We start from the raw sequence: 13,365 nt of genomic DNA, 5'->3' as shown, positions 1-13,365 counted from the left end.
AAAATAGATCACGTTTCTCAAACACTCTCATTATTAACCAAACCACTCCCTAAGCACAAGGCTCAGGGGGTGGGTTTATCCGGTTTATCCGACAAGTACAGCCGAACTGTCGACCCTGGCGCCACTTTCGCGCCCGCTTTTGGCTGTTGTTCGACGATATAGTCGCCTTTTCCTGACGTTTCCACTTTCAGCTGCAGACCGGAGCCGTACATCTCCTTTTGCGCTTCGGCGACCGTCATGCCGGCGATCGGCGGGACTTCGATCGGCTTGATATCAGTATACTGGTATTCGCGCTTCAAGCCGCCTGCGCTCGGCTTGACGCCGAGATAGTGCAGGGAGTCGGCGAGCACGTTGCCGACGACCGGCGCTGCGATGATGCCGCCGAAAACGAGCGGCGCTTTCGGGTTGTTGATCGCGATGTAGGCCACGAGGCGCGGATTGTCGACCGGAGCCATGCCTATAAAAGATACGATGTAATGGCCCGATTTATAAGCGCCGTTTTCCGCAACCTGCGCCGTACCGGTCTTGCCGCCGACGCGATAGCCTTCCAGATAGGCGTTTTTGCCGGAGCCGCGCGCAACGACCGACTCCAGCGTTTCGCGCACCTGTTTCGCCGTCGCTTCCGACACGACGCGGCGCACCACTTCCGGCTCCACTTTTTCGGTCACCTGATCGGTTTCCGGGTCGCGCCACTCTTTGACCACCTGCGGCTTCATCAGCTCGCCGCCGTTGGCGATCGCCGAGACGGCCATCACCTGCTGGATCGGAGTGACCGCCACCCCTTGGCCGAACGACGTGGTCGCCAGTTCCAGGGGACCGACGTTTTTCAGGTTGAACATGACGCCTTTCCCTTCGCCAGGCAGTTCGACCCCGCTCTTTTGGCCGAAACCGAACTTGTTGATGTAGCTGAACAGCGTTTCCTTGCCCAGCCTCTCACCCATCAGCATGAAGCCCGGGTTGCAGGAGTTCTCGACGACGTCGAGCATCGTTTCCTGCCCGTGGCCCCCCGCTTTCCAGCAGCGAATTCTGTGCCCTGCCACCTCGTAGTAGCCCGGATCGTAAAACGGGTCGGTCAGCGAAATTTTCTTCTCTTCCAATGCTGCAGCAAGCGTGACGATCTTAAACGTCGAGCCCGGCTCGAAGTTCTTCCAGATCGACAAGTTGCGGTTGTACGTCTCCTGCGGGTAGCTGCGATAGCTGCCCGGCTTAAAATTCGGGTAGTTAGCCAGGGACAGGATCTCGCCCGTATTCGGGTCAGCGACGATCATCATCGCTTCATCCGGATTGTACTGCGCGACCACATTTTCCATTTCGCGCTCGACAAACGTCTGAATCTCCGCGTCGAGCGTGGTCACCAGCTTCTCCCCGTTTTTCGGCGCGACATATTCGTCGTCTTCCTGCGGCATCTCCTGCCCTCGAGCGTTTGCGAAAAAGGAGATCCGCCCTTTCTCGCCTTTCAGGCGGTCGTCAAACCAGCGCTCCAGCCCGGTGAGGCCTTGGTTGTCCACGCCGGAGAACCCGAGCACGTGCGCCGCCAGCCCGTCAAACGGATAATAGCGCTTGCCCTCTTCGGTCACATGGACGCCCGGCAGGTTCATCGTGCGCACCTGACGCGCTTTTTCATCGGTGATCTTGCGCCCGCCCGGCTGCAGATAGACGAGCAAGGTGCGCTTGGAGATCGTTTTCAGCACCTTTTCATAGGTCATGTCTAAGACCGGTGCCAATTGCTTGGCCGTGCCTTCCTTGTCTTTAACCTGGGACGGGATGACGACCACCGTTGGCGCGCTGCCGTTGTAGGCGAGCACTTCGCCATGGCGGTCGGTGATCACCCCGCGCTTCGGCTCGACGGGGATGTTCCGCCGCCACAGGTCTTCCGCTTGCGCTGTCAGCCAGGGTGACTGAATCATCTGCACATATCCAAGGCGCAGCACCAGCGCACAAAACACGGCGGCCAAAGCCATCAGCACGATCACGAGTCGTTTCCGTATCATTCCGTTCGACACTCGCAAAACTGGACGCCTCCTTTTTGCATCGCAAAGGTAACGTGTTGCTGTCAGTACAACCATTACCAACGTTATGCGCCAGGAGACGAGACAAGTACTCTTTGTCCGAACGGACACAACTTGTTCATCACAACATAGAAAACCCGCAGCGTCAAGACTGCTGCGGGGAGAGGGTGATCTTTACAGGCGAGCCGACGGGGACAAGCGTGCCCGCGGGCAATTCCTGTTTGGTGACATATCCGGTTCCGGCCGGGTCGATCTTCAGCTGCAGCAAAGACAGCGTCTCGATCGCTTCCCGAAGCGACAGTCCGGTCAGGTCGGGCAGTTTCACCTTGCCCTCCGCACTGCCTTCCGGTCCATAATACAGTTTGATCTCGGCGCCCTCCGGCACCTGGCCCGTTCCGGCGTCCGGCCACTGGCCGGTCACCTTCGGACCTTCGCCGACACTTTTCAGCTTCAGCTTGCTGTCGGCTGCGATCTTGGCGGCGCTTTCTTTGGTCGTGCCGACAAAGTCCGGCACATCGACGAACGCTTTTGGCGTTTGCGGTTTGGCCGGCTGCTGCTGCTGTCCGGCAGCTCCGGCCTGCTGGCCATGCCCCGGATCGCTCGGATCGGCCGGCACTTGGTAGTAGCGCAGCGCGTTTTCCAGCACCGCTTTGCCGGACGGCTCGGCGATGTAGGAGCCGAACATGTACGGCGCGTTGCGGGTCGGCTGGTCGACCGTGACATAGATCAAAAATTTCGGTTTGTCGGCCGGCGCAAATCCGATGAACGACAAGCGGTAGGCGCTGTCCGAATAGCCGCTGCGATCCGCCTTCGGAACTTGCGCCGTCCCCGTCTTGCCGGCCACGTGGTAGCCTTTGATGTAGCCGTGAGACGGGTCCTCGACGCTGATCGTCTCTTCCATCACTTCGCGCACCGTGCTCATCACTTCATCGTTCGCCACCTCGGAGAGCACTTTCGGCTTCACCTCGCGCAGCGTCTGACCGGTCTTCTGATCGCGGAACTCTTTGACCACGTGCGGCTGATAGACCTTGCCGCCGTTGGCGATTGCCATCATCGCCGCCACCTGTTGGATCGGCGTGACCGACACCCCTTGTCCAAACGACGTCGACGCCAAGTCGACATCGCGCATCTTGGCGACGTTGAACAGCGTTGACTGCTCTTCGCCCGGCAGGTCGATGCCGGTCGGCTTCTGAAAGCCAAAATCATACAGGTACTCGTACAGCGACTCTTTGCCGAGCTTTTGCCCGATCTTGACGAACCCGACGTTCGAGGAGTTGTAGACCCCTTCGCGGTAGGAGATCGTCCCGAAACCAATGCCGTTCCAGTCTTTGATCAAGTACCCGTCGACTGCGATCTGGCCGGATGCGAACGTATCGCTCAAATCGACTTTGTGCTCGGCGAGGGCCGCCGTCAGCACGAACGACTTGAACGTCGAGCCCGGTTCAAACGAGCGCAAGGCCCAGTTGTTCCACAAGGACTCCGGCTCCGCTTTCGCATATTCGGCCGGGTTGTAATGCGGGCGGTTGCCCAGCGCCAGGATCTCGCCATTGTTCGGGTCGGCGACGATGATCGAGGCGTGTTTCGGCCCGTACTTGTTCACGATGTTGTCGAGCTCTTCTTCCACAAAATGCTGAATCGTCGAATCGATCGTCAGCACGAGGTCTTCCCCGTCCACCGCCTGCTTCGTCGTCTCCGGCTCATAGTTCGGGAGCGGATTGCCGTTGCGGTCGGTGTACATCACGACAGTGCCCGGATGTCCGGACAGCTTGTCATTGTAGACCGACTCGACCCCGGCCAGACCGATCTCCTTTTTCTCCTGATCGTTGATGCCGAAGTAGCCGAGCACATGCGCGGCAAAATTGCCGTTCGGATAGCGGCGGATGTCTTTGCGGAACGTATTGACGCCGCGCAGCTTTTGCTGATCGTGCATCGCTACAATCTTGTCATGGACGGCCGAGTCCACTTTTGCCCCTTTGGGCCCGATGCCGACCGCTTTCGGTCTGTCAGCTTCCGGCCTGTTCGCATATTTGGCAGGATCGATATACTCCATCAGCTCCGCCTCGGTCATGCCGACGAGCGGCGCGAGAAACTGCGCATACATCTCCGGCGTCTCGTTCCACTCTTTCATCGCCTTCTCGTTGACAGAGACGCTGATTTCATACGCCACACCGGTAAAAGCCAGCTTTTGACCTTCGCGGTCGTAGATCGTGCCGCGTGTTCCGGGGATGTCCACCGTCGCGACCAGCCAATTCTCCGCCTTTGCCGACAGTTCGTCCGCTTGGGCGACTTGGATGTACATCAGCCGGATGACGAGAGACAGGAGACCGGCCATCAGACAGATCGCCAAGAGTCGTACCCGTTTCTTGAACACGCGCTCGCTCATCAGTTCGAGCTCCCCGGCAGGATGATCAGGTTGCTGTCCTGCACCGACTTCATGCCGAGCTTGTTCGAGGCGTAGCTTTTGATGCGCTCCGGCGATTCCATCTCCAGCATCTGCTGTTCCAACTTCAGATTGTCATCCTGCAAGCCTTGCAGCTGCGACTTTTGCGTCTCCAACTCGTAGCTGAGGCTGACCATCGACGCATAGCGCGAGACGAGCCCCAGCGCGATCACGATGCAGACGAGAATCGTGCCGAGCCATTTCAATTTTTCTTTTGCTTCCCGTTTTGATCGTTCCGAGCGGGGGGCCGCCCCCTGCTTCGGCTGTTGATAGGGTACCGCCTCTTGCTGTTTCGGCAAGGGGCGGGCAAGATTATCCCGGTACATCGACATCGTACTTCTCCCTTCTCTCTGCTCCCAGTAAGCCCGTTAGAGTTTCTCGGCGATGCGCAATTTGGCGGAACGTGCCCGTGGGTTATGCGCCAGCTCTTCGTCGGACGGCATGATCGGCTTGCGGGTGATGATCTTCACCTTCGGCTCGTTGTTGCACTGGCAGATCGGCAGCTGCGGCGGACAGATGCATCCTTTTGCCGCTTCCTGCAAAGCCAGTTTGGCGATGCGGTCCTCTAAAGAATGGAAGGTGATGATCGCCACGCGACCGCCCGGATTCAAGACCCGGATGGCTTGCTGAATCGCCTCGGCGAAGACATTCAGCTCGTCGTTGACCGCGATGCGGATCGCTTGGAACGTCCGTTTCGCGGGATGTGGCCCTTCCCTGCGCGCTGCGGCCGGGATCGCCGCTTTGATGATGTCGACCAGTTGGCCGGTCGTTTCGATCGGCCCTTTCGCTCTTTCGCGCACGATAAATTCGGCGATGCGCTTCGACCATTTCTCTTCGGCGTACTCGAACAAGATCTTGGCCAGTTCATCCTGGCTATACGTGTTCACCAGATCGTGCGCGGTGAACGGCTGCGTTTTATCCATCCGCATGTCCAGCGGAGCATCGTGCTGATACGAAAATCCACGCTCTCCCTCATCAAGCTGCGGTGAGGAGACGCCAAGGTCGAACAGCACCCCGTCGACGCCCGACAAGCCTTGTTCCTCTACGATCTCCGCTAATCGGCGAAAATTGGAATGGACGATCGTAAAGCGGCCTTCGTGCGGCGCGAGCACTTGCTTCGCGTTGGCGATCGCGGTCAGGTCCTGGTCGATGGCGATCAGGCGGCCGGTCGGCGAACTGGCCTGCAAGATGCGCCCCGAGTGACCTGCTCCGCCCAGCGTGCAGTCTACATAGATATGGTCTGGCTCCGGTTGCAGAGCCTCCACAGCCTCAGTGGCAAATACAGAAACATGATGAAATGTGGTTTCTTCCGGCATGGGTTCAAACACCTCAAGTCTAAGCGATGGTGATGTGCTGTGTTACAGGTCCAAGTCAACAAGTTTTTCCGCGATCTCCCCGAAAGAGTCGGCCGCATGCAGTGTGTACTCCTCCCACACTTCCTTCGCCCAGATCTCCACCCGGCCCGAGACCCCGATCACCACGCAGTCGCGATTGAGCTTCGCGTACTCGCGCAAGTTGTTCGGAATGTTGGCGCGCCCTTGTTTGTCCAAGTCGCACTCGGTCGCTCCGGAGAAGAAAAAACGGGAAAAGGCGCGGGCATCCGCTCTTGTGAATGGAAGACTTTTCAACTTCGACTCTATCGTCTCCCACTCGCTTCTGGGGTATACAAACAGGCAATTGTCCAAGCCACGGGTCACAACGAATGACGCGCCAAGTCCGTCCCGGAATTTGGCCGGGATGATCAGTCGCCCTTTGTCGTCGATGCTGTGCTGAAATTCCCCCATGAACATGTCCATTCACCCACTTTACGGAAAGGTGCTCCACTTTCCCCCACTTTCCACCACTCCGACTGATATTCTGTCCTATAAATAGAAATCCTGCCACTTCAATGGTTGAAGTGGCAGGATTTCGGCCTTCTTATGGAAAATGATTCTCTGGACTCACGAACGTACATTCGCCTTCGTGACGCTGGTTTGACGAACAAAAGGCGAACGGATTGTTCGATCTTAAAACGCGTGGCGGTAAACGCCCGGCAGCTCGAGTTCAGCGCCCAGTTCCAAGGCGGCCGTCTTCACAAAATGCGGGTTGCGCAGCAGTTCGCGCCCCACCGCCACCACATCGGCGCGGCCGTTTTGCACCGCTTCTTCCATCAACGCAGGGGTGTGGAGCAAGCCGACGGTGATCGTCGGGATCTCCGCCCCGCGCTTGATCGTTTCCGCAAACTGCAGCTGATATCCCGGATAGATCGCCGGCGGCGCGACCGGCAGCGAGCCGCCGGAGGAAACGTCGATCATGTCGACGCCCGCCGCCTTGAACTGTTTGACCATCTCCACCATCTCGTCGAGCGGGTAGCCTTCCTCCGAGTATTCGGAAGCGGAGACGCGCATCAAGAGCGGCATGTCGTTCGGAATCGCCGCTTTGACCGCGCCGATCACCTGCAGCGGGAAGCGCAGGCGATTCTCCAGCGACCCGCCGTATTCGTCGATGCGCTTGTTGGTCAGCGGGGACAGGAACTGGTTGATCAGGTAGCCGTGCGCACCGTGGATCTCCACCGTGTCGAAGCCGGCCTTGACAGCGCGCGCCGCCGCTTCTGCAAACGCGGTGACGATCTGCTGAATCTCCGCGGTCGTCAGTTCCTTAGGCGTGTTGTAGCGGTCGAAGTGCGTGAGCGCAGACGGCGCCACATTCGGCTCCGGCGTTTCCGCTTTCGTGCCGGCATGGGCGAGCTGGATCGCCGTCTTGGCGCCGTACTGCTTGCAGAGCTCGACGATGCGGGCGAGGCCGGCGATGTGGTCATCGGAGTAGATCCCCACGTCGCCGGTCGAGATGCGGCCGCGCGCTTCCACGCCGGACGCTTCGACCATCACCAGGCCGACGCCGCCGATCGCGCGCGCGCCGTAGTGGACGAAGTGCCAGTCGGTGACCGTCCCGTCCTCGTTCGCCTGGTATTGGCACATCGGAGACATCATGATTCTATTTTTCAATTCCATGCTTTTTAAAGTAAACGAGTCAAACAAACTTGCCATTTGCCAAACTCCTCTCAAAATGGGTTTTGGTGCCACTCCAACACAATAGCAAAATAACTTTTCTAAGTAAAGTAATGCGTTTCACAATACTTCTCCCCGATTCGTGCTATAATAGTCCACATACTACATGAAAAAGAAGGTGGGGAGCGATGGCACAGCAAGAGAATCAATGCTGCCCAATCGAGGTAACCCTCGGGATTATCGGCAAAAAGTGGACCGTGCTGATCATCCGCGAACTGTTTGACGGCAAAAAACGCTTTTCCGAAATCGCGTCCAGCCTGCCGATCTCATCGAAACTGCTAACCGAACGACTGAAAGAATTAGAAGAGCACGGGATCATCGACCGGACCTTGTATCCGGAGATCCCGCCGCGCGTCGAATACACGTTGACGGAGAGCGGGAAAACGCTTTCCTCGGTGCTGGATGCACTGCGCACCTGGGGTGCCGATCACTACGCGGCCCGCTGCGAGGCAGAAGCGGAAGCACAAGAAAACCCTCAGCCCTAATCGGCTGAGGGTTTTCTTTTTTTACAGCCCCAGTGAATCGCGCAGCTCCGGATTGTGCTTCGGCCGCCACGAGAACAGCTCGACCCAAAAATGAAAGATCGTCAAGCCCAGCAACCCGTAGACCCACGGGGAATGATACGCTTCGTTGAATTTGACCAGCACGACGGCGATCAGCGTATAGAGGATCGTAAAGGCCCAGTACTTGGCGAAAAAGCGGCGCCCTTTCGCTCCGGCCCATTTTTTGATTCGTTTGTTCTTCCCATCGTGATAGTGCAGGGCCAGACCGATGTATTGCAGCGAATGGGGAATCGAGATCAGCGCATACATCAGCAAGAAGCTGTTGGCGGTAAAGTAGATCACACCAAACGCCGCCACCGCCGAGAGCATCGTCCAGAAGGCCGGCAGGTTCAGCGTCCCTTGCAGCCAACGCCAGCCGGCAAACAGCAGCCAAAAGACGAGCAGGATGCCATACAGTACGGTGAGCAGAAACGCCGCCTGATCGGGCAGTTGAAAGCGGTACAGAATGATCGTATAGAATCCGAATTCGCCCGGTCGCGCGAACTGGATCAACAGCGGCAAAAAAAGTAACAGATGCACCAGCACCTTGTCCCCTTGATAATCGGTCTTGCTCCCCTTCCCCGCCTTCGCTTTATAGAGCATTGCGATCCCCCAGTGTTGCCGGGCAAAATGCCACAGTCCCCAGTAGACGTAAACCGACATGAACAAGGAAAGATTCCACGCCGACAGCAGCGCCGAGGCGATCAGGATCAGCCAGCCCATGTGGACATAGCGCATCCGGTCGTGCCGCCAAAACGTCCCGTCCCGAAACAAAAGCGTCCAATTCGTCCCGATGTGCACGCCCGACAACAACAGCGACCCCAGCGCCACCCCCGCGATCACCGCTTGCGGCGCCCGGTCGAGCGGCAGCAAGAACAACACCGCTGTGATCGGCACGATCAGCCAACTCAAATCAAATCCGGCACTCCGCAGCCAGAGCTTCTCCATCTTGCCAACACCTCCAAAACCACCCTTATAGTGTAATATTACACCATATGAGTCGTTTTGCAAGATGTTTCCGTTCAGAAGGAAATGCCTTCCAAGTCCAGAATAGGTAACGGATTGAAGGGAAAGGTGTGATCGTTTTGACTTTGGAAGTACGCCGCATCGAGGAGCAGGAATGGGAAACGTATTGCCAGATTCGTGCCGAATCGTATCATCAACTCTATCCGGAACGGGCGGTCGAAATGCGCCATTTGACCGACTTGAACGACACCCGCTGCGTGTTTGTGCGAGGCGAGATGAAAGTGACCGGGCGATTGTTCGACTATCGCCAATACCTGCACGGCCAGGCGCTGCCGATGGGCGGTATCGCTTCGATCGCCACGCGCATTGAAGAGCGCGGGCAAGGCTATGTCCGCACGCTGCTCGCCTCGATCTTGCAAGAACTGAAAGCTGACGGCGTGCCGGTCAGTTGCCTGCATCCGAGTTCGTACAGTTTCTACCGTCAGTTTGGCTATGAATATTGCTGCGAAAAGCGGATTTTCAAATCTCCGGCCCAGCGCCCGCTGTTTGCAACCCCCGCTGCCCCGGACAGCGGCCGCATCGTCCGCAGCAGCGAAGCAGAACTGGACGCATTGAAAGATATCTATGACCGTTATGCCATGACACGCAATGGCCTCCTGCAGCGCAGCGACCGCGAGTGGGTCAAGATCGTGCAAAATGTGTTCGGCGGTTCGAAACCGCGCCTTTACATCTGGCGCGATGCGGACGATCGCCCCCAAGGTTACATCGTGCTGGTCCAGCAAGAAGACAACCGCTTGTTCGTCAAAGAGCTGATCGCCGCCAACATCGACGCGCAAAAAGGGCTGCTGTCGCTGCTCGAACGAGACAACCTGCTCAAAGGCTGGGAGTGGGAGACGGGCATCGATTCGATCCTCTCCTCCCTGCTCCACGATCCGAAACAAATGCAGTCAGACACGGAGAACTGGTTCATGGGCCGCATCGTCGATGTGACCGCCGCTTGGCAGGTGACCTCTCCTCTAGCCCAGCCGGGCAGCGTGCGGCTTGGTGTTCAAGATTCGTTTGCGCCGTGGAACGAAGGCACCTGGCAGGTAGCTGTCGAAACGGCAGGTTCAGCAATCGTCTCCGCCAGCAGCGAACCGGCGCAAGCGAGCGCCGACATCGGGACTTGGTCGCAGATTTTCTTCGGCTATCTGACGGTCGAAGAAGCACAATTTCTCGGGAAATTATCTGTCCACGACCCGAATGCACTTCCCGTACTGAACAGTCTCTGGGCCAGCAGCCAGAAACCGCTGATGCTCGATTACTTCTAAATAACAAAAGGGCAGGTCTCCGCGGAGACCTGCCCTTTTCTATAAAAAGGCAAAAAAAAGCGATCGACAAGCGGAGGGGCTCATCGATCTCAATTTGGGGTCACTTATAAATCGCAACGATTACGATTTACTATCGTTATTATACAGCCCGTTCCAACGTTTGTAAATAGTTTTCTTTGGATTTTATTTTACCGTATACTCCTAGTGAAATATTCGGTGATGTTATGAGTGAGTTTAGAATTGATTAAAACTAAATATCCATTAAGTTTTTGTGAAAAAACTGCTCGAACAAGCCCTTCACCTCTAACGATGACAGTTCGAGGCGTTTTGTTTCACATTTTTTGACTATTTTTTTGAGAAAAAAATTATAGGGTGCCGGAAAGCCCGATTGTTCAGCAATTTCCACGACAACACCGCACATCGCCTCGATTTCGGTGCGCCGTCCTTTTTGCAGATCCTGCAGCATCGACGACGTGTTGTCGGCGGTGTTGCGGCACACTTCCAGCACGCGCAAGAAACTGTCCTCCAGCACGATTCCGTCAGCCAGCGCTGCCCGTTCCGCTTCTGCGACGGCAGCCTGCATCAGCGGCAGAATCTCCGGTTCCTGCAGCAATTGCCCGTTTTGCACTCCCAGAACGGCGGTGAACGGGTTGATCCCGATGTTGACCATCGCTTTGCTCCACACTTCCCGGCGGATGTCGTCCGACAGCTGCGCAGAGTGCCCGCAGGCGGTGAGCAGATCCGCCCAGAGGCAGGCTGTCGTGCTGTGCTCCGCCAGGCTGCCGATGACCGTCTGGCCCCGGCCTTTGTGCCAGACTTTGCTATCCCCTTCCGCCGTCGCGCCATGCGTGGTCAAGGCGAGCGCGATGCGCCCCGGGTCGAGATGCCGGGCCAGCGTTTCCGCATTGCCCAACCCGTTTTGCAAGGACAAGACCGGCGCATCTGTCGTTACAGCGGCGATCTGCCGGGCTGCCGCTGCGGTGTCATAGCTTTTGACGGTGACCAGCACACCGTCCAGCCCGGTGCAGGCGTCGTCCGACATTCCCACAGCTGCCTGCACAGTCGCACGGTGTTCCTGCCCGTCCGGGTCGACATAAATCACCCCGTCCTGCCAAAAGCGTTCCGCCTGTTCCTCGCGGCGGCAGATCATCACCACCTCATGCCCGCCTGCTGCCAGCGCATAGCCGAGCAGCCGCCCGATCGCGCCCGGGCCGATGATTGCAATTTTCATCTCCGCACCTCCTTGTAGAATGCTCAATTCTGTTCACGGTGCCGAATTCCCTTTTTCTGATAACTTCGTTCCAAATACCCGCCAACAAATCATTTAACTGTGATAATATATATAAGCAGAGAAATAGTCTTTTACTCGACAAATGGGGGTTTGTACATGAAAGTAAACAAGTGGCTGACCGTTGGTCTGTCCGTTTCGATGCTGACAGGCGTGCTCGCCGGCTGCAGCAGCTCGGAGACAACCGATGGCGCCGACAAAGAAAAGCAAACGGAAGAGCAAGTGTTGAACTTGGTACTCGGTGACGAACTGCCGACGATGGACGTTTCGAAAGCGACCGACAACCTTGTCTTCACTCTGTTCTCCAACGTCAACGAAGGCCTGGTGCGCCTCGACGCGAACGGCAAAGCGGACAAGGGGCTGGCTGAAAACTGGGAGATCTCCCCGGACGGACTTACTTACACCTTCAAACTCCGCGACGGCATCAAATGGTCGAACGGCGACCCGGTGACTGCGCATGATTTTGAATACTCCTGGAAGCGCACCTTGAACCCGGACACCGGTGCGCAATATGCGTTTATGGTAGCATGGGTCAAAGGTGGCCAAGCTTATAACGACGGCAAAGGCAAAGCGGAAGATGTCGGGGTCAAAGCGACCGACGACAAGACGCTTGTCGTGACGCTGGAGAACCCGCTGCCGTTCTTTATCGAGCAGATGGCGTTCCCGACTTTCTTCGCGCAAAACCAAAAATTCGTCGAAGCGTCCGGCGACAAATACGGCTCGGAAGCGGACAAAGTGCTCTACAACGGTCCGTTTGTGATGAAGGACTGGACGCACGAGCAATCGGTCACGCTGGTCAAAAACGAAAACTACTGGGACAAGAACAAAGTCAAACTGACCCAAGTCAACTACCAGATCGTCAAAGACAGCAACGCACAGGTCAACCTGTACGAAGCGGGGCAAGTCGACCGCGCCCAGCTGATGCGCGACCATGTGGACAACTATAAAGGCAAGCCGGAATATGTGGAGCAGCCCGAGCTGGCTTCCGGTTACCTGTCTTACAACCAGAAAGTGAAAGCGCTTCAATCGACAAAAGTCCGCCAGGCGCTGACCTGGGGTGTGGATTGGGAGTCCTACGCGGACGTCATCTACCACAACGGCTCCAAGCCGCCGACGGGCTTCACCCCGTACGGCACGTCTGACGGCCAGGGCGGCGATTTCGCGAAAAACCTCGGCGACCAGCTCAAGCTGAAAGAGAACGCGCCGAAAGCGAAAGAAACGCTGCAAGCGGGCTTGAAAGAAGCAGGCCTCGACAGCTTCCCGAAAATCAAGCTGATGGTCGATGAAGGCGATATTGGCCGCAAGTCGGGCGAATACATCCAAGAGCAGTGGCGCGCCAACCTCGGCATCGAAGTGGACATCGAGCCGCTTCCGTTCAAACTGCGCCTGCAGAAGCAAAAAGGTCATGACTATGACATCTCGCTCGGCGTCTGGATCGCCGACTACAACGATCCGATGACCTTCCTCGATCTCTTCACCACCGGCGGCGGCATCAACTACGGCAGCTGGAGCAACGCCCAGTATGACAAGCTGATCGCCGACGCGCAGAGCGAGCCGGACCCGAAGAAGCGCATCTCCATCCTTCAGGATGCCGAAAAACTCCTGATCCAAGAGATGCCGATCGGCCCGAACAACTTCCGCGCCCGCGCGTACGTCACCCAACCGTACGTGAAGAACTTCGTGAAGCGCCCGTTTGCGATCGAGTACGATCTGAAAGAAACCTATATCGAAGGCAAGAAGTAAGCCTGAAAAAATCCCCTTCT

General features: G+C 57.2%; 11 protein-coding genes. 3 read left to right on the top strand and 8 right to left on the bottom strand.

Features of this window, described 5'->3' with window-relative positions; translation table 11 throughout:
* Window positions 1–62 precede the first annotated feature (62 nt).
* From EV586_RS16800 to namA, 6 genes are all read right to left on the bottom strand, one after another.
* Entirely contained in the window at window positions 63–1,991 is a 1,929-nt protein-coding gene (locus EV586_RS16800) for a stage V sporulation protein D (RefSeq protein WP_132946272.1), read from the bottom strand.
* 163 nt (window positions 1,992–2,154) lie between these two features.
* Window positions 2,155–4,392 carry a penicillin-binding transpeptidase domain-containing protein gene (locus EV586_RS16795; protein ID WP_132946271.1) on the bottom strand — a complete coding sequence of 746 codons (2,238 nt, stop codon included), beginning with the start codon at window positions 4,390–4,392 and terminating at the stop codon, window positions 2,155–2,157.
* Window positions 4,392–4,775 carry a cell division protein FtsL gene (gene ftsL2, locus EV586_RS16790; RefSeq protein ID WP_165898671.1) on the bottom strand — a complete coding sequence of 128 codons (384 nt, stop codon included), beginning with the start codon at window positions 4,773–4,775 and terminating at the stop codon, window positions 4,392–4,394. Before ftsL2 ends, EV586_RS16795 begins: the two co-directional genes overlap by 1 nt.
* Before the next feature lie 42 nt (window positions 4,776–4,817).
* A complete protein-coding gene (gene rsmH, locus EV586_RS16785; RefSeq protein ID WP_132946269.1) occupies window positions 4,818–5,765 on the bottom strand; it encodes a 16S rRNA (cytosine(1402)-N(4))-methyltransferase RsmH in 948 nt (315 codons plus the stop codon).
* Between the two features lie 42 nt (window positions 5,766–5,807).
* Complete coding sequence (mraZ, locus tag EV586_RS16780; protein ID WP_132946268.1) at window positions 5,808–6,239, bottom strand: division/cell wall cluster transcriptional repressor MraZ; 432 nt, start codon at window positions 6,237–6,239, stop codon at window positions 5,808–5,810.
* Between the two features lie 216 nt (window positions 6,240–6,455).
* Window positions 6,456–7,475, bottom strand: a complete 1,020-nt coding sequence (gene namA / locus EV586_RS16775) for an NADPH dehydrogenase NamA (RefSeq protein ID WP_132946267.1) — start codon at window positions 7,473–7,475, stop codon at window positions 6,456–6,458.
* 149 nt (window positions 7,476–7,624) lie between these two features.
* Between namA and EV586_RS16770 the strand changes: the two genes are divergently transcribed.
* Window positions 7,625–7,981, top strand: coding sequence for a winged helix-turn-helix transcriptional regulator (locus tag EV586_RS16770; RefSeq protein WP_132946266.1), 357 nt, complete (start codon window positions 7,625–7,627; stop codon window positions 7,979–7,981).
* Between the two features lie 21 nt (window positions 7,982–8,002).
* Here the strand turns inward: EV586_RS16770 and EV586_RS16765 are convergent, their stop codons facing one another.
* A complete protein-coding gene (locus EV586_RS16765; RefSeq protein WP_132946265.1) occupies window positions 8,003–8,986 on the bottom strand; it encodes a hypothetical protein in 984 nt (327 codons plus the stop codon).
* A gap of 137 nt (window positions 8,987–9,123) precedes the next feature.
* Here EV586_RS16765 and EV586_RS16760 point away from each other — a divergent pair, with 137 nt between their 5' ends.
* Window positions 9,124–10,314, top strand: coding sequence for a GNAT family N-acetyltransferase (locus tag EV586_RS16760; protein ID WP_132946264.1), 1,191 nt, complete (start codon window positions 9,124–9,126; stop codon window positions 10,312–10,314).
* Between the two features lie 250 nt (window positions 10,315–10,564).
* Here EV586_RS16760 and EV586_RS16755 read toward each other — a convergent pair whose 3' ends face one another.
* On the bottom strand, window positions 10,565–11,545 hold the full coding sequence (locus tag EV586_RS16755; RefSeq protein ID WP_132946263.1) for a ketopantoate reductase family protein: 981 nt from the start codon (window positions 11,543–11,545) through the stop codon (window positions 10,565–10,567).
* Between the two features lie 156 nt (window positions 11,546–11,701).
* Here EV586_RS16755 and EV586_RS16750 point away from each other — a divergent pair, with 156 nt between their 5' ends.
* The gene (locus EV586_RS16750; RefSeq protein WP_132946262.1) at window positions 11,702–13,345 is read left to right on the top strand and encodes a peptide ABC transporter substrate-binding protein; all 1,644 of its coding nucleotides are present in this window, start codon (window positions 11,702–11,704) and stop codon (window positions 13,343–13,345) included.
* Window positions 13,346–13,365 lie beyond the last annotated feature (20 nt).

Source organism: Tumebacillus sp. BK434, from assembly GCF_004340785.1.
Taxonomy (GTDB): Bacteria; Bacillota; Bacilli; order Tumebacillales; family Tumebacillaceae; genus Tumebacillus_A.
This window is presented reverse-complemented; position numbering and strand designations above follow the sequence as displayed.